Source organism: Brevibacillus laterosporus LMG 15441 (assembly GCF_000219535.2).
GTDB classification, from domain to species: Bacteria; Bacillota; Bacilli; order Brevibacillales; family Brevibacillaceae; genus Brevibacillus_B; species Brevibacillus_B halotolerans.
This window is the reverse complement of record NZ_CP007806.1, coordinates 2,892,155-2,909,727: the sequence shown is the minus strand read 5'-3', so window position 1 is coordinate 2,909,727 and position 17,573 is coordinate 2,892,155. Positions and strand designations below refer to the sequence as shown.

At 40.5% G+C, this 17,573-nt stretch carries 17 protein-coding genes and 2 pseudogenes; 9 read left to right on the top strand and 10 right to left on the bottom strand.

All coding sequences use genetic code 11. The features are described 5' to 3' along the window. Positions 1-37 precede the first annotated feature (37 nt). Positions 38-1,252 (top strand): YcaO-like family protein, encoded by a 1,215-nt coding sequence (locus BRLA_RS24735; RefSeq protein ID WP_003336288.1) that lies wholly within the window; start codon positions 38-40, stop codon positions 1,250-1,252. Positions 1,253-1,269: 17 nt separating this feature from the next. Here the strand turns inward: BRLA_RS24735 and BRLA_RS24730 are convergent. Further along, positions 1,270-1,377: pseudogene (locus tag BRLA_RS24730) on the bottom strand (branched-chain amino acid transport system II carrier protein); the annotation flags it as partial. A gap of 410 nt (positions 1,378-1,787) precedes the next feature. On the opposite strand from BRLA_RS24730, the gene BRLA_RS12535 reads away from it, so the two are divergent. Further along, positions 1,788-3,233, top strand: a complete 1,446-nt coding sequence (locus tag BRLA_RS12535) for an alkaline phosphatase family protein (protein WP_003336289.1) — start codon at positions 1,788-1,790, stop codon at positions 3,231-3,233. A 584-nt stretch (positions 3,234-3,817) separates the two neighbouring features. Next, positions 3,818-5,158, top strand: coding sequence for a globin-coupled sensor protein (locus BRLA_RS12530; RefSeq protein WP_003336291.1), 1,341 nt, complete (start codon positions 3,818-3,820; stop codon positions 5,156-5,158). A 90-nt stretch (positions 5,159-5,248) separates the two neighbouring features. On the opposite strand, the gene BRLA_RS12525 is transcribed toward BRLA_RS12530, so the two are convergent. The 9 genes and pseudogenes from BRLA_RS12525 to BRLA_RS24720 all read right to left on the bottom strand — a co-directional run bounded on the left by BRLA_RS12525 (position 5,249) and on the right by BRLA_RS24720 (position 10,403). Next, the gene (locus BRLA_RS12525) at positions 5,249-5,458 is read right to left on the bottom strand and encodes a DUF2905 domain-containing protein (RefSeq protein ID WP_003336292.1); all 210 of its coding nucleotides are present in this window, start codon (positions 5,456-5,458) and stop codon (positions 5,249-5,251) included. Positions 5,459-5,503: 45 nt separating this feature from the next. Beyond that, a complete protein-coding gene (def, locus tag BRLA_RS12520) occupies positions 5,504-6,025 on the bottom strand; it encodes a peptide deformylase (protein ID WP_003336293.1) in 522 nt (173 codons plus the stop codon). Between the two features lie 251 nt (positions 6,026-6,276). Beyond that, entirely contained in the window at positions 6,277-6,681 is a 405-nt protein-coding gene (locus tag BRLA_RS12515) for a VOC family protein (protein ID WP_003336294.1), read from the bottom strand. A 78-nt stretch (positions 6,682-6,759) separates the two neighbouring features. Further along, on the bottom strand, positions 6,760-7,341 hold the full coding sequence (locus BRLA_RS12510; RefSeq protein ID WP_003336295.1) for an SMI1/KNR4 family protein: 582 nt from the start codon (positions 7,339-7,341) through the stop codon (positions 6,760-6,762). A gap of 574 nt (positions 7,342-7,915) precedes the next feature. Next, the gene (locus BRLA_RS12505; protein WP_003336297.1) at positions 7,916-9,490 is read right to left on the bottom strand and encodes an FAD-dependent oxidoreductase; all 1,575 of its coding nucleotides are present in this window, start codon (positions 9,488-9,490) and stop codon (positions 7,916-7,918) included. Positions 9,491-9,599: 109 nt separating this feature from the next. Next, positions 9,600-9,833, bottom strand: a complete 234-nt coding sequence (locus BRLA_RS25140; protein ID WP_338012097.1) for a TIGR03943 family putative permease subunit — start codon at positions 9,831-9,833, stop codon at positions 9,600-9,602. A 14-nt stretch (positions 9,834-9,847) separates the two neighbouring features. After that, positions 9,848-10,021 carry a permease gene (locus BRLA_RS24725; protein ID WP_236867796.1) on the bottom strand — a complete coding sequence of 58 codons (174 nt, stop codon included), beginning with the start codon at positions 10,019-10,021 and terminating at the stop codon, positions 9,848-9,850. After that, positions 9,990-10,136 (bottom strand): annotated as a pseudogene (locus BRLA_RS24985) (permease); the annotation flags it as partial. The pseudogene BRLA_RS24985 and the gene BRLA_RS24725, both read right to left, overlap by 32 nt. A 21-nt stretch (positions 10,137-10,157) precedes the next feature. Next, complete coding sequence (locus BRLA_RS24720) at positions 10,158-10,403, bottom strand: hypothetical protein (protein WP_003336301.1); 246 nt, start codon at positions 10,401-10,403, stop codon at positions 10,158-10,160. Positions 10,404-10,761: 358 nt separating this feature from the next. On the opposite strand from BRLA_RS24720, the gene BRLA_RS12495 reads away from it, so the two are divergent. The 6 genes from BRLA_RS12495 to BRLA_RS12470 all read left to right on the top strand — a co-directional run bounded on the left by BRLA_RS12495 (position 10,762) and on the right by BRLA_RS12470 (position 17,468). After that, a complete protein-coding gene (locus BRLA_RS12495) occupies positions 10,762-11,349 on the top strand; it encodes a TetR/AcrR family transcriptional regulator (RefSeq protein ID WP_003336302.1) in 588 nt (195 codons plus the stop codon). A 36-nt stretch (positions 11,350-11,385) separates the two neighbouring features. Next, positions 11,386-12,006: a DUF47 domain-containing protein gene (locus BRLA_RS12490; RefSeq protein ID WP_003336303.1), complete on the top strand. Its 621-nt coding sequence runs from the start codon at positions 11,386-11,388 to the stop codon at positions 12,004-12,006. 17 nt (positions 12,007-12,023) lie between these two features. Next, on the top strand, positions 12,024-13,022 hold the full coding sequence (locus tag BRLA_RS12485) for an inorganic phosphate transporter (RefSeq protein ID WP_022584741.1): 999 nt from the start codon (positions 12,024-12,026) through the stop codon (positions 13,020-13,022). A 176-nt stretch (positions 13,023-13,198) separates the two neighbouring features. Further along, positions 13,199-13,627 (top strand): Rrf2 family transcriptional regulator, encoded by a 429-nt coding sequence (locus BRLA_RS12480; RefSeq protein ID WP_003336305.1) that lies wholly within the window; start codon positions 13,199-13,201, stop codon positions 13,625-13,627. A 186-nt stretch (positions 13,628-13,813) separates the two neighbouring features. Further along, positions 13,814-16,096 (top strand): DEAD/DEAH box helicase, encoded by a 2,283-nt coding sequence (locus BRLA_RS12475; protein ID WP_003336306.1) that lies wholly within the window; start codon positions 13,814-13,816, stop codon positions 16,094-16,096. Then, positions 16,086-17,468 (top strand): ribonuclease H-like domain-containing protein, encoded by a 1,383-nt coding sequence (locus BRLA_RS12470; RefSeq protein ID WP_003336307.1) that lies wholly within the window; start codon positions 16,086-16,088, stop codon positions 17,466-17,468. The genes BRLA_RS12475 and BRLA_RS12470 overlap by 11 nt, the downstream gene beginning before the upstream one ends. Positions 17,469-17,573: the final 105 nt, after the last annotated feature.

Below are 17,573 nucleotides of genomic sequence, written 5' to 3'. Positions count from 1 at the left end.
ACATTTTCTTGATGCGTCCCGACTTATCGAGGAATTGATGCCTTTATTGTATCAAGGCCGATATCACTTACTGGCTGGATGGATTAAGGAATTGCCAGAAAGGTATCTACTAGATAGGTCGAGTCTACATCTCATCAGCACGTCTCTTATCATAGAACAGGAAGGCGTACAGAAAGCAGATAAGTATTTGGAGAATGTCTCTGAGCACTATCAAACAATAAAGTGTACACTTTCAAGGGAAAATATAAACGAGTACGAATTTCAACTATTAGGATGCAGAGGATTAGTTTCACTGTTCAAGGGAGAGGCAGACAAATTTTTGCAATTAGTAGAAGAGAAGATAGAGCGTTTTGATCAACGTGCTTTTGAGTTTTTAGGTATATTATACGATGATCGAGAGATAAAGGTGACGGCTAGTCCAAATGATTCACTAAAAGAAGTAATGGATTTTATATCTCGGTTCATTGAAATTGAAGAGAGATCAGCGTATTGCAAAGAGACTCCACATCTAGGGACTTTGTATACATATTGGGCGGATATGAAGTATAAGTGCAATGAACTAGATGAAGCCCAAGTATTAGAAAAATTAGTTCAGCCTATGGTGGGATTGATTAGTCGGGTTGATCGTCTTCCTATATCCCCTGGAAAACCAGAGTTTCCCATTCATTTATCTTCATTAGGTGACATTTCCCATTCCCATGCTCAGATAAAACGTGCAACGCAAGGAAGGTCCATTAGCGGGGGAATGAACGGAGCGGGTGGTTCTAGAGACGTGGCCGAAAGCCGTATTCGTTCGATGGCAGAAGGATTAGAATGTTATTCCAGTTGTACATATGATGAAAGACAATTCATTTGGGCAACTGCGGATGAGCTAGGCGATGATGCCTTGGATCTGCGAAAAGTGCCTGTGTGCTCGGATGCAGAGCTTCGTCATCCAAAATGTGGAGTCATTAATCCTGTGACGGATGCTCCAATCCGATGGGTGAAAGGAATCTCTTTACTGGATCAAAGAGAGGTATGGGTTCCTGCCATTATGACATACCTTCACCTTTCTGCAGAAAGCATGGGAGAGAGGTTCTGGCTACCGATTTCTACATGGTGTGCTGCCCATGTATCTATCGAGGAAGCATTAATCAGTGCCATTTGTGAAGTGATAGAACGAGACGCTATTTCACTGACTTGGCTCCAACAGCTCCCTTTGCCACACATTGAATTTGATGAGATGGAACTTGGAAGCAAAACTATGCCGTAACCCATGTGGAGTTAATCCAGGGTTGTAAAGTATTGACTGCATGAAGTAATAAGTCCAACCGATGTAGTTAAGCATGCCAAAGAAAATACAAGACCTAGTAATATTACGCCAGGTTTACCAAATAAAGCACCAAAATTTGGTAACGTGGAGACGGATAGTTTCGTTTTTTTGAGTCATTTTTAAGAGGTTTCTGTCATATCATGCAACTTAACAATACAATTTTCGGCATTTTCTAAATGTGTATAGTTTTGAGGAGCATTTGCGTGACTTTCTATATCTCCTTATATTAGCTCCAAATACCTACTTTGTAGAGAGTATTTTAAGTGCTACTGCTATTCGTATGAGCTTTTTTACAGGAACAAGCTACTAGATTTCTGTGTGTCTGTTTTTCGATAAATAATTTTATAACATATCAAGGAACAATTAGGTTGTTTAGGTTGTATTGTATTAAGCTGACCGCAAAAAGGGAATGTTTTTCCTAATAAGGAGGAATGGTGACTTTATTGCCATTCTTTTAAATTCGGGAGGATAAAAAATGTTGGGTAAAATTGATCATATTGTGGTACTGATGTTGGAAAATCGTTCTTTTGATTCCATGGCTGGAAGACTATATGATCCTCAAAATCCAGCTCCCTTTAATAAAGTACCTCGAAATCAACCCTTTGAAGGACTGGCTGGGAAAAATCTATCTAATCCGATTTCAGTTGGAGAAACAGGGGCAGATCACAAAAAGGTACCGGTGGGAAAAGCCGGCTCATTTACTACCCCTGAGATAGATCCAGGGGAAAGTTTTGAACATGTTTTCTTCCAGATTTATGGCAAACCATTATCTTCTAAGACTGCATCTTTACCACAATCAGCGACAATGGACGGTTTTGTTACGGACTATATTCATGTACTACGCGAAAAAAACAAGCCAGTAGATGAAAGACTATATCGTCAGGTGATGGCGGGATACACTCCTACGATGTTACCCGTGTTAAGCAGACTTGCTAACGAATTTGCGATTTGTGACCAATGGTTTTGTTCTGTTCCTAGCCAAACGTGGACGAATCGCTCGTTTCTACATGCTGCTTCCTCTAGTGGTTGGGTAAATAATACTCCTTATGAAAAATGGCTCTTGGGAAATCATGCTGAGACCATTTTTGATCGTATACTTGCACAGAATAGGAAAGATCTCACATGGAGAGTGTATTACGATAAGCTTGATATGGTGTCCTTAACGTTGTTAATTCATTTTCCAAGGCTTTCACGTTATCGGAAAAGTCATTTTTCGTACATGAAGCAGTTTAAAAAAGATGCGAAAGAAGGGAAGCTTCCATCGTATTCTTTTATAGAACCTAGGTTTTTACTAGATGCGAATGATCAGCATCCCCCTCATAACGTCTTACTTGGGGAAAATCTTATATCGGAAGTTTATCAGGCAGTAAGAGAAGGTAAGAGGTGGGATCGAACACTCTTAATTGTTACGTATGACGAACACGGAGGGTGTTATGATCATGTGGCTCCTCCAAAAGCTGTTCCTCCCACGATCAACCAAAAGCACGGAGAAAAAGGATTTACCTTTGACCGCTTGGGAGTACGAGTTTGTACATTACTTATTTCTCCCTATATTGAAAAGGGAACTGTTTTTCGAGCGAAGAGAATACTAGGCGGCGTGGAACATGATGTACCACTTGACCATACCTCTATTATTAAGACGATTACAAACCGTTGGGGGTTAGGAAACTTAACAAATAGAGATAGAGCGGCTGTTGATATTAGCCAAGTATTAACCAAAAAAGAGCCAAGAAAGGATTGTCCTGTGCTGGGGCCAATTTATGCCATTGAGACATTTACTTCTGAGCTTCCTTTAAATGATTTACAATATGGGATGATCAAAGGCCTTTCTTCGTATTATAACGTGCCTATGCCTAAATTGAATAAGGTGTCAGAAGCGCTGCCTTTCCTAGAGAAACTTGTCAGACATATGGACTTATAGAAAATACAGGTTCATAAATGGTTCTCCTTTTGATAGAAAGAAACTAATTATACTCATGTGTATCTCCTTTTTTATCAATGATTACAGTAAAGCAACATTGTTTACCATAAAAAAACCTCCGATTGGATGTTGCCTTTAGATTTACCAATTATTTAAAAATTAATTTATGTCGTGATCGAATAAACGAATCGGCACGTTCCTGTTTGTGGCGTAGTTGCAAAAGTGGCGACAGAAACTGAGGAAGACAGAGAAAAGCACTATGTTTTGAGCGATTGGCTAAACATAGGATGTATCTACAGGAACAGTTCCTTTTTTGACATAGTAACAAGTGGCATTTTTGTGTGGAAAAATGGTACGAAATACAATGTATATCTTCCTTAACATAAAACTTCTGTAGGAAACTATAGGGGCTTTTTAGATTTGTAAAACAAATAAATATTTCCTATCAAAAATAATTCACAGGCTTTTAACGAATAGGGACTGGTCAATGATTTACAATGTTGTATAAGGTTTGTATAATTGTGATGGTTTGTGATTGATTAATTTATTTATCAAAAATATATTAACAAAGGTGATAACATAATATGGGAAAAAGCTTTTTGTTTTCGAATTGGTTTCGCACAAAGATCGAAGAATCTCCACAAACAAAAATGTTTAAAAAACAGATTGCAAGTAGCCAAGTCAGCATGAATATAAAGCACTCTGAAATTGAAACCCAGATGAATATGATTCGACTAAGCCAAGAGGATTTAAAGATAGCGAAAGCATTGCAACCAATGATTGCCACGCATATCCATGAGATTGCCAAAACCTTTTATAAAACAATTCTCAGTGTCCCTCACCTTAAGCAAATATTGACCAAGCATAGTACAGTAGAGCGTCTCGCAAAAAGTCTGGAATTACATTTGATGGATATGTTTGATGGTCATATAGATGATGTGTTTTTACAAAAGCGTTTCAAAGTGGCAGAGGTACATGTACGTATTGGTTTGGAACCAAAATGGTATATTGCAGCGTTTCAAAATGTTCAAGAGCATGTATTGCGAATTATTTTTGAGCAAATTTTAGATAAAAAACAATTATTAGAAGCAAGTAGTGTTATTTCAAAGATGTTTAATTTTGAGCAGCAGGTTGTCATTGAAGCGTATGAAAAAGAAAATAAGCGACGCGAGCAGGAGTATCGGGGACGGGAGCAAATTCAAACCAAAATGGCGGATATTAGCCTTATGCTTGCCTCATTAAGCCAGCAAACCACTACTTCTGTAGAACAGTTGATTTCTAGCGGCCAAGATATGAATATAGCGGTTCAGCATAGTGCAGACAAATCTAAAGAAACCCTTCAATTAGCGAGTGAAGGACAGCAACGAATGAAAGAATTGGAGTCACGTATTCGAGATATCAATAATGGTATGAATGATATGGAAGAGTTGATTGAAAAGCTTAATCACTCATCGAATGAAATTCAAAAAATTGTAAATCTTGTACAACAAATTGCAGAACAGACAAATCTACTTGCGTTAAATTCAGCGATTGAAGCAGCTAGAGCTGGAGAGCATGGACGTGGCTTTTCTGTCGTCTCACAAGAGGTACGTAAACTTTCCGAACAAACTAGACAATCCGTTCAAGATGTATCTTCACTTATTGCCCAATCGAGTCAATTTATGCAAGAAGTAGTCTCCTCCATCCGTCACATCCAACTCCTAGTAAACAAGGGACAAAAAGAGTCAGATCAAACCGAAGCAGCACTTAATCAAATCGTAATTTCCATGCAAACAAGTATAACCGAGATTGACCGAGCTACTGCGAAAATGGCACAATTCATTGAAGATGTCGAGATGATAGGGAATTCAACCCATAAAGTTTCTGAATCAGCCCAATCATTAAATCAGTTACAAGAAGCATTAGAGCAACAAGGCAGAAGATAGCGCTTTAATCTGACAAAGACGACATATAACAAACAGGCAAGTTACACAATGCCAAACTTCATTGGTAACTTGCCGAAGATTTACGATCATTTATTTAAAAAAACGAATGACATACATGATAAGTGATAGCACAACGCTAATAATAATGCATGTAACTACAGGAAAATAAAAACGAAAGTTCTCCTTTTCTACTACGATGTCACCCGGTAACCGCCCTAGATTCAGAAAGCGGCCCCCAACTTGCCAGAGTAAGCCAACTACAATCAAGACAACACCAATCACGACTAAGGTTTTCCCCATATGTACTCCTTTATTTGCACCATAACGATTCGGAATTATTCCCAATTACAAAGCGTTTTGCTTAGAGAGCTGAATCATTTGATACACGTCCACTGGTTTTTTTGTTTTCTCTTGAAAAAGATGCCCATTTTTTACATGATCAATGTACAATATTCCATCCAAGTGGTCCATTTCGTGCTGAATACAACGTGCTTTATGTCCGGAAGCCTCGATGATTTGCTCTTCACCCTGACGATTTAATGTTTTTACTACGATTGATTCAGCTCGCTTCACAGCTCCATACATTCCAGGCAGGGAGAGGCAAGCTTCATATTCAAAGGTTTCTCCCGATTGAGAAATCATTTCTGGATTAATTAATTCAACTAATCCGTCACCACAGTCTAGGACTGCTATTCGTTTCAAATAGCCCACTTGTGGCGCAGCCAAGCCTGCTCGACCAGGGTCAGCATATAGAGTATCGATTAAATTTTGTAATAATTTTTGTTCACGATCTGTGATACTGGTAATCGGCTTACATACCTTGCGCAGCACAGGATCACCCAGTTTTCGAATCATCAATTCAGCCATGTTAAAAATCAATCCTTCCATTTCGGTCTTCTTATATTGTTTTTTTCAGGGCTTACAGTACTTGTTTTACAAAAGGACTGTAAATTTATGTATTTATTCATATTATACGTTTTATTAGCTTGTTAGGGAAAGGGTTACTATTGTTGATAGGTAATTTACCTATTAAAGATGCTATGCGAAGCCTATAAAGGCTAATACAGAAAATAAACAAGGGACTGTCTACATGGGAAGGACAGCCTCTTGTTTATTTTTTAGATCCCTTGATTGTCTCTAAGCTCAACAATTGTCCCTTCAGGAGCGAGCAATTTCAGTAATCGCCCATTTTCAACTGTATAGATTTCCTGTCCATCCTTCATTTTAAGGCGATAACCTAAATGCTTCATTCTTTGAAGCTCTGCATCCAAATTTTCTACCCATAAACACAGATGTACGAGTCCTTGGGTATTGGCGTTAGGAGGATCAAGTAATTCTCCCGTTTTTCCAGTTTGGAGCTCGATATAGAAGGAATCTAGTCTTAACCAGGTATTAAAATCACGTTGGTGAAAATGAGGTGTTTCCTGAATCAGCTCAAATCCTAAAGCTTCTTGATAAAACCGCAGGGACTCTTTATACGTATTGGTTTGGATACAAATATGATGAACATAGTTTCGACTCATAACATTCTCCTATAACTAGATGTTGTTTTGCAAGTGAGCTTAAAACGTGACCATCGCTCCTTATATAACAAATCAATCTTAGTAGTCAATCTCTTCCCAATCCTGTAAATTCGTATTTGATTCTGATAATAGCTCAGTAAAGGACGAGGCAATGTAATAAATAAAATCTGGGTCATGAACATACGCGATAATCTGCCCAGCTTTTCCGCCCGGGGCCGGATCATAATCTAGCATAAGATATAGACTGCCACCTGCTAATTGAGCGAAGGGGAACCATTTCTTGTTGAATAGATATGGTTTAATTCTAGCATCTAATTCGGAAATCTCTTGCTCATCATAATATTCACTGAGGAGTTCATCTTCTTTGCAGAAATATTCTTTTGTTTCTATCATTTCGTCAAGAGAGTATAGATAAAAGGGCTCAATACAGCCTTCGCTATATTCAGGATATAGAATATGAAAATGGTAGCCACTCCCATTCTTATAACGATAAAATTCTTTGAAATCTTCAGGGAGCTTGATATCAAAGAGCGTTTCTATCTCCTGCAGGTTTTCTTCAGAAGCACCCTGTAAAGAGAGATAATTGTTATATTCCTCCTGTACATCTTCGCCGACCTTACTCAATAACAATCGTTCAAGCTCTTCAATTCGTGTTTTCATTGGGCTCATTCCACCTCTGTATATAATATTACGGTTGCAGGATTGACAGGTAGGACGTAGTTTTTCGAATCGTATCATTATCTAGCTTTCATACGAGGATATGTAGTACCCATTAATTATACTTGAAGATATGCTGGTTTAAAAAGAGCGTAATTTGTTTAGTGTTTGTAATCCTATTTTGATGGATTGAGGAAGGGTTCCATGAGTATTTTGCTAACATTCTCGTTGCTGATTGATGTTCGACTTTGAAAAGGATCATCGGCAGATTCTGTGGCTTCAAACAAAGTACGATCAGGACGTTTCTTATATTTGGATTAGTAAATAGCTTGTGTAATAGAAAATCCAAATGGGAGTCCTGTGGACACAGTTGAATGATACTCAGAAATTACCGGTAAATAGGAGCTTTATCTGCTTCTTACTCAATCAAAGGGGACACCGATCTATTAAAAAACTCGGCTAGTGTAGCAAACAATTCCCTGAGTGATGAGTGAATAGGGGCTTGTGCTGACTAATAGCCGAGCTTTATTTCGAACTGGAATGTAATTTTGGACCGGTGGTTGAACGCCGAAAATGCTTAAACAGCTGAGAGCTTAGGCCAGTACAGCTCTACTCCCTGCTTGGTGAGCAATTGTTGATAATCAGCAAGCTTGGCAGTATCCTCCCACACTTCTCTAGGCTGAAATCCTTTTTCAACACAAAAAGCGGCTAGCATTCCTGCTGACTCTCCAATATTCCATTCAACGGGATGTAGTCGATAACAACCGTTCGTGATGTGAGTGGTCCCAATATTTTTGCAAGCAGGCAAAAGATTATTTACACGAATAGGGATGAGCGCACCCAATGGGATTTGAAATGGCAAGGAGGCTACATCTATATAATTTGTACCTTCCGTGGTTGGATGCAAGTCAATGCGATAGCTGCCAATGCCAATTGTATCAAGGAAACGCTCGGCGCCCTCGTCACCTCTCCATTCTGCGCTCACATGCTGCTCCAGAACAGTAAATGCTGCTTTAATCCGGCGAGATTCTCGAATGTATGGGTACTTAGCTAATCCATCCATTGTTCCCATCACATCTGGGCGTAATCGTAATCCAGGATATCCTTCCTTTCCATCTGGTCGAGGTGCCTCTGTTTGCATCCAGTACAATAACGACAAGCTTAACTGCTTTGCCTGATTTAAATGCTTCGAGACCGCTTCTTCTGGAAGGTCATAAATAGGGGCCAGCCAATAATCGTTTTGTGGCCAGTTTACTAGGGTAATATCTGTAGAAAAGGTGCCGGGAACAAAATTTAATTGATCAATGATTCTTCGATACGTATATAAAGAAAATTTTTCTGTATCAGGGAACAAGGAGTATTCAATTGGCTGTAATGTTCTGGGGTCGGCTGCCGTAAAGCTTAGCTGACGAGCTGGCCAAAAGTCAGGCTTGTAATTCCGCCAAAACTCGTAGTCTGCTGGTTTATCTATAACGTGGTTTTCTCCTTCTACATAGTCCATCGCAAACACATATGTCGAGGCCTGAATGTCAAAGGGTCTTGCATCCCCGTCTATAGCATGAGGCTCACCGGTTTCGTATTGAGACTCAGCCCCAGTGACATATTCGACATTAGCCATAGGTAAAAGATCACCACATTCTGTAGCATCTAGGAAATAGGGGGCTTTTATCGTCAGGGTAATCTCGTTGTCACATTGGGAAAGCGTAACAGAACTAACGGTATCACCGTGTGTTTCAACTGAAATCGGTTTAAAACGAGTTAAAATCGTAACTAGTCCACTATGCACATAAGGTGCTAGCATTTCTTCCATTACGGACAAATAGACGCGGGGGTCAGCACATAGTCGACTAACACTACCATTACCCGGATCAAGATTGTATTTTAAACGTGCTTCTGTCGTCAATGGGAAGTGCAAACGGTAGTAGTCCCGAACTTGATTACGAAATTGACGATAGGTTTGGGTGCAACCAAACTGCTCAATCCAACGATGCTCATCAGGTGGTACGGCCTGACTAGTAAATTGCCCGCCAATCCAATCTGTTTCCTCTGTAAGTATTACTTTTTTTCCAAGCCGTGCGGCGCCTAAAGCTGCTGCAAATCCACCTACACCGCCGCCGATAATGGCAACCTCTGTTTCTAATTCCTTATGCATCTAAACGACCTCCTTTAGTGTATATGAAAAAACAGGGTATATATTGGTTTTAACACAGAAAGAGGTAAATGAAACCTAAAAATTGTAAAAAATAAAATATTTCATAAATCTAGCTGTTAGGGAGAGCAGAATAGTAGACATAAGGGTCTTTCGGTGCTGGTACCTGTGAGATTTGCTGAGCCTGTAAAACGAGAAGTTCATTGCCTTCAAATGTTGTCATGCCTAATGTTCCCTTCACCTTCACCCAGCTATCTGTCTTAAATTCCTTGGCAGTGGGCGAATGTATAAAAACTCCGGATACCTGTTCGTCTGCTGTACAGCAGGATACATTGTTCGGTGTTATCTCATATTCACTCCCTAGCTTAAGGGGGTGGTTTTTTGTGTGAGAAAGAGAACAATTCCTACCACTGCCGCAACGATAAAGGCAAACAGCGTTCGATATAATACCATCTGCGAATCAATAGGAAATGCTGTATATGTTGCTGCCATCACAACAGGATTAATGATTGGACCTGCTAATAAGAAAACCATTCCCACATAAACAGGCATACCTTTTATGAATCAACCGGCGCACGATTGGTACGATGGCACATTCACAGACAGGAAAAATAAATCCCAGCAGCGTAGCGAAAGGGATAGCTATTAATGGGTGCTTAGGTGTCCAGTTTCAAACAGTTTCGTCACGTACGAAGGTTTGTAATAATGCAGAAAAAAACACACCAATCAACACAAAGGGAATGGCTTCTAGCAAAATGCTAAAGAAAAGCGTTTTTACATCTAATAGCTGTGGGGAAGAGAGTAGGGCAGGAAGAAAGGAAGTGAGCTGATCACCCGACAAAAATAGGTATAAAAAGGCTCCGATGATGAGCACAAAGCCTAATTCCAATGTGATCGTACGAAATTTTGCGAGCATGTAAAACCTCCTGTACAGATATTTTGCGAAGGAACATCCATCCAACAATTCATATGTACATAAACATTTCATTGACATGTTCAGTTCTGCTCATAGTCATAACAATACCAGAAAATCGAAATCATTACGATTTATTTCAGGGAAATTTTTCTGCATATAAGCTAGTACAGAAGGGAATAGATTCGGAACCCGCGAAGACTATTTTGAGGGGGAAAAAACTGTTTGTATAAAAGCCAATTCTATCTTTTTCATTTCTGACACAGCTAAGTTTTCTAACAAATTGACATCTGTTCTGTCTGTGAACTATACTTTTCTTTGCAAGTAAGTGCTTGCATTCATAAAATTAGGGTGAAAAGAGATGAGGAAAGAATCGACAAATGATAAAATTCTGCAGGCTACGATAGACTTGTTAAAGGAACAGGGCTACAGAGCTACGACTACAAAAGCAATTGCCGAAAAAGCCGGAGTCAATGAAGTGACGATTTTTAGGAACTTTGGCAGTAAAGACAAAATTATGGAAATGATCGTGCAAAGGCACACTTTTCAGATGGACATCATAAGAGATTACTTCACATGGGAACTGGAAGTGGACCTGTTACATATCGGCCAATATTTTTTGCGGCAACTTACTGAGATGCAGGATATTATTTCAATTAGTTTTCGTGACCCGACTGTGTTTGCTGAGCTTGTGAAAAAAATCTCGATCCAGCCAAATCAGTTTAAACAAATGTTGACTGATTATTTTGCTAAAATGAAGGAAAAGGGTAAGATAGCTGATATTGATTGTGTTGCTACGGCAGAATTATTTATTTGTCTCACGACGGGCTACTTTTTTATGCGATTCAGTTTGTGTCGTTCGTTAATTACGTTGAATGAGCAAGAAATAATGCACCATACTATAAACACATTCATCCGAGGGATATCACCTGGGACTCCTTCTGAATAGTTTTGCACGAGATTTGGAGAAAGAGGAGGAGCATTTATGATTTTTAGACCAAAGGACGATAAATTTTTTAGTACGTTAAGCCAGATTGTAAGTATAATTGAGGAGTCTGCTCAGTATTTTGCTCAATTTCCTGAGAAGAACGATGGAGATCTGGTTACCTTCTCTAGTGTCATGAAAGACTACGAGCATAAGGCAGATACACACATACATAAAGTAATTATGGAGTTAAACAAGGCATTTATCACACCTATTGAGCGCGAAGACATCTTGGCATTGGCTGTGAAGCTAGACGACGTACTAGATGGTTTTGAGGAGCTTTCCTCTCGCTTGGAGATTTATAATATCCAGAAGTGGGACGAGCACATGAAGGAGTTTACGGTTCTATTGCTTGCAGCTACTAAGGAGATTGCAGGAGCGACCGATCTGTTGTTCCAGAAGAAAATGAACGAGATTCATCCTTATGTAGTAAGAATAAACGATCTAGAATCAAAAGCGGATGCCGTATTAGATAAAAGTATTCGTCAGCTTTTTGCTTCTCAAAAAGACCCGATTGCCATTATGCAGTATAAAGAGATTTATGAGATGTTCGAAGGCGTTGCAGATAGCTGTGAGGATGTAGCCAATGCACTGGAAACGATCATCATGAGAAATGTCTAAAGAAGAGGGGTTCCATGATGGATAGTGTACTTTTTATTTTGGTTTGCATCATCATCCTGGGTTTAACTTTTGACTTTATTAATGGGTTTCACGATACAGCCAATACGATTGCCACTTCCGTTTCTACAAGAGCATTGCCTCCCCAAGTAGCAATTGTGATGGCAGCATTGATGAATTTTTTTGGTGCCTTATTGTTTACAGGTGTAGCTCAAACCATTACAAAAGATATTGTCGATCCTTTTTCTCTTGAAAATGGTTCGATCGTCCTCTTATGCGCCCTTATTGGTGCGATAGCTTGGAATCTAATTACCTGGTACTATGGCATACCTAGTAGTTCTTCCCATGCGCTAGTTGGTTCGATTGCTGGTGCTGCTATCGTTTCAGAAGGTTTATGGAGCTTAAATTACTCAGGGTTTATTCGGATATTGGAAGCATTGCTCATCTCCCCTGTTGCAGCACTGATTATTGGATTTTTAGTTATGTCCTTATTCAAGATAGTATTTCGCAATTCTAATCTGGCTAAAACGAACAAGGGATTTCGCATTCTTCAAATCATGACGGCTGCTTTGCAATCATTTAGCCATGGAACTAATGATGCACAAAAAACCATGGGGATTATGACGATGGCTTTGATCACAGCAGGCTTCCAGACAACTACAGACATTCCAACCTGGATTCGTGTCTCTGTCGCATTAGCAATGGGACTTGGTACCATGGTAGGCGGATGGAGAATTATTAAAACAGTTGGAGGCAAAATTACCAAATTGAAACCGGTTAGCGGTGCGGCAGCAGATTTGTCGTCAGCCTTTATCATTTTTGGATTTACTTTCCTACACTTGCCTGTTAGTACAACACATGTCATCTCTTCATCCATTATGGGGGTAGGATCAGCACAGCGTGTGAAAGACGTAAAGTGGGGAGTAGCACGACGGATCGTGTTTACTTGGATAATCACTATGCCGATTACCGCACTCTTGTCAGCATGTTTATACAAGGTAGTCATGCTATTTGTGTAAAAGAATACACCTAAAAGATAAAGGAAACCGATCATGTTCATCAAGGACAGAGTCTGTTTGAATGCTACCCTTTCCATGTACCTTGAGGTATATCTTTTAGGTGTTTTTTTTGTGGCAAAAAAGGTATAAAGTAGGGGTAGCGACTATCTAATCATAGAATAGGGGGGAAAACGCAGATGGTAAATAGTCGTTTTGCAGTAGCTATTCATATCCTTTCAATAGTAGCCTCCACTCCCTGTGGACAGGCTACATCAGCTTATATTGCTGGGAGTGTAAATACAAATCCTGTAGTAATTCGCCGTATTAGCAGCATGTTAAAAAAAGCAGGAATGATAGAGTCTAAGGTCGGGTCCCCAGGATCGACGTTAACCAAAAGTCCAGAAGAAATAACTCTTCTTGATGTTTACAAAGCAGTACAAAGCCCTGATGAGCTATTCGCAATTCATGAGGAGCCCAATCCAGCATGTCCAATCGGAAGGCAGATTCAACACACCCTGACTGATGTTTTTTTAGGTGCCCAGCAGGCGATGGAGCAAGAATTGGCAAACAAAACCGTAGCAGATGTGTTAAGCGGAATGGGTATGGGTAAAAATGTGACAGAATAGACCTTGTCGTCGAGTATGAGGAGTCTCAATATATTGTTCATTGAAAGCTAGCGATCGGTCTGAAGAGAAAGATTGTTAGCTTTTAGCTTTTTCTAATCAGCGAAATCTGCACATATCAGGAAGGGCAGAGAGCTTTTTTCACCTTGACACTCTACGTACAATAGAAAAGAAGAGGGTGATCAATACATGTTACGAAAGAAAACCATGGCGGAACTTTTAGAAGAGTTTCGTTCTGATGAGCGGATGAAACAAAACATCGTTAACTGGACAACGATTCCGCCACGCGATCCACAGGTAGTACCATTTCCAGAGCAAATAGATGAACGGATTGCTCAAGCTTTGAGTAGACGAGGGATTTCATCTTTATATACACATCAAGCAACAGCCTTTCGCCATATTCAGGATGGGAAGCATATTGTGGCTGTGACTCCAACCGCTTCAGGAAAAAGCCTGTGCTACCACCTGCCAATTTTGCAAACGTTGGCTAATGATGCGCAAGCGAGGGCACTATACATGTTTCCTACTAAAGCCCTGGCTCAGGATCAAAAGAGTGAGTTACATGAATTGATCAATGATATGGGACTAAGCATTAAATCGGAGACCTATGATGGTGATACGCCTGCTGCTATACGGCAAATGGTCCGCAAGGCCGGCAATATTGTCATTACAAACCCGGACATGCTACATTCTGCGATCCTGCCTCACCATACGAAATGGGTCGCTTTTTTTGAACATTTGAAATATGTGGTAATTGATGAGCTACACACCTATCGCGGTGTATTTGGGAGCCATGTTGCCAATGTGATCAGACGGTTAAAACGTATATGCGCATATTATGGTTCTTATCCACAATTCATTTGTACTTCTGCCACTATTGCAAATCCAGTGCAATTAGCAGAACAAATCACAGAGGAACAGATGGAACTTGTAGATAACAATGGAGCTCCGGCAGGAACGAAGCATTTTATATTTTACAATCCACCTATTGTAAATCATCAGCTAAATATTCGTAGGAGTGCAACATTAGAAGCAAGGGACATAGCATCTACTTTTCTAACAAATGGAGTGCAAACAATTTTATTTGCGAGAAGCCGTGTGCGTGTAGAGATACTTTTGACCTATTTACAGGAGCTGATTCGAAAAAAACTGGGGTCCAAAACAATTCAAGGCTATAGAGGCGGATATTTACCAACACAAAGGAGACAAATTGAACGAGGATTGCGACAAGGTGATATTGTCGGGGTGGTTAGCACAAATGCACTAGAGCTAGGTGTAGACATTGGCCAATTACAGGCATGTGTGATTACAGGATATCCTGGTTCCGTGGCTAGTACCTGGCAGCAGGCAGGAAGAGCCGGACGTCGGCAGGATGAGTCTGTCGTGGTTATGGTTGGAAGCTCTTCTCCACTTGACCAGTACATTATTTTGCATCCAGAGTATTTCTTTGAACGAAATCCGGAGTCAGCTCGTATTAATCCTGACAATCTAATCATTCTTGTGGATCATATGAAGTGTGCAGCATATGAACTGCCTTTTACGACAGGAGATACTTTTGGGCGGGCAGAAATAGCAGAAATTCTAGAATTTTTAACGGAGGAGCAGGTCTTGCACTTCTCAAAGGGGAAGTGGTTCTGGATGAACGATTCTTTTCCAGCTCATAACATCAGCTTGCGCTCTGCTTCACAGGAGAATGTGGTGATTGTCGATATTACCGAGCGTGGACAGGAAAAGGTCATTGGAGAAATGGATCGTTTCAGTTCGATGACATTGCTGCATGAGGAAGCGATTTATCTGCATCAGGGGGTGCAGTACCAAGTAGAAAAGCTGGATTATGAAGAGAAAAAGGCCTATATTCGCGAGGTGAAGGTCGATTATTACACAGATGCGAATGTAGCGGTCCAGTTAAAGGTTCTAGAGTCAGATTTTGCACGGAAGCAGAACGAGACTGAATTGGCTTATGGGGAAGTAGCGGTTAATGCGATGGCTACGATTTTTAAAAAAATTAAGTTCGAGACCCATGAGAACATCGGATCAGGGCCGATACATTTACCAGAAGAAGAATTGCACACGAATGCAGCTTGGATTAGTTTTCCGGAATCTATTTTACAAACGATTGGTCAAGAGGAGGTAGAGCTTGGGCTGGTTGGGGCAGGACATGTGCTGCAACACGTTGCTCCTTTATGGGTGATGTGTGATCCGAAAGATTTGCATGTAATCTCGCAGAGAAAAGCTGTCCATTCGAATCAACCAACGATATTCTTCTATGACCGATATCCAGGTGGCATTGGCCTTAGCGAACAGGTGTATCACCAGATGGAAACCATACTTGCTAAAGCAGAAGAGATGATTAGCTCATGTCCATGTGCGTCGGGATGTCCTTCGTGTATTGGCTATGTGGAACGGGATGGAAAAGAGCTAGCACTATCTCTATTGCGAGTGGCGCAAGGGGGAGTAGCGTTTGTCTCTTAAAAATAAATTGCAACGAATGAAAAAGCATCTGACACTCGAAAGTAATAACGAGCAAGCAGATCGGCAGGAAAAGCAGGCAGAGCCCAAACAACAGAGTGATATATCCGCTTCCAGCTTACAAAGACCCGAGCAGTCGGACTGTAAACGAAGCGTTTATGAATCACCTCAAATCCAGATACCTTATGCAGATACGTGGCGACGTCTTCAAGCCAAACCATTCTTTGGCGAAGAGGAGTACGCTATGGTACGAGAAGTTCGTTATCCCTTAGACATGATTCATGGGAACTATGAATTTTCGGCGTTACTTGATGTTATTGACAAATGGAACGAAAGCGGCATGGAGCATCCTCTGTCTGCTGCTAACAAACGCCCAGAGGATTTACTATTCTTTGATACAGAAACAACTGGTTTACATGGTGGGGTGGGTAATACCATCTTCTTATTGGGTTATAGTAAATGGGAACAGGACGAGGTGGTCGTTCGTCAGCATTTTTTAACCGATCCTTTTTCGGAAATTACGTTGTATCAGTCATTTTTAGCCGATGTAAAAGAATCCAAGCAACTTGTCACCTATAATGGAAAAGCGTTTGATTGGCCTCAGGTAAAAACACGACATACGCTGGTACGAAACGATGTGCCAGCCTTACCTGTGTTTGGTCACATCGATTTGTTGCATGGGGCGAGAAGACTATGGAAAAATGAACTCGTTTCTTGTCGCTTGTCGATCGTAGAACAACAAAAGCTAGGAATCAGGCGCTTGGAAGACATACCTGGCTCACTAGCCCCAATGCTATATTTTGAATACGTCAGAGAGCAGAATCCAGAACATATTGCTGGTGTGCTTCAGCATAATGAAGTGGATGTACTATCCCTTATTACCCTCTATATTCATATCTCTTATATGCTGTTGTCTGTAGAGTCTGTTACGATGTCTATGGAAGAGCGATATGAAGTGGCACGCTGGTATGAGGCGATCGGATCAGAGCAATTGGCTCTGTCACATTACAAGGAAGTGGCTCGTAGCAAGCATCCTTATGCTGGGCGGGCAAAAGCTGCGCTAGGACATATATTTAAGCGTCAAAAGGAATGGGGTAAGGCTCTTTATTGCTATGACGCCTGCTTACAGGACAAAGAATGGGGTACTGAAGAGATTTGTATCGAGGCAGCCAAGATTTGTGAGCATCAATTAAAAGAATATGACAAGGCATATGCGTATACCAAAATGGCCTTCGAGCGCTGGCAAAAGAAAACGTCATATCTGCGGCAAAGGAATAAATCAGAACGCGAAATGTATGAAAAAAGGCTTTTGCGCTTAGAGAAAAAGCTAGAGCAGGTAAGTGAGAGCTTGTTTGATGAAGAGGTTACAAGATGAATTGGGGCTAGGAATGTGCTGTCATTTTATCAACTTATATGGTTTAACAAAGGACGTTTCCGCAGTAGGCTGTAATTGCACTGGTGGGAATGTCTTTTTTTATGA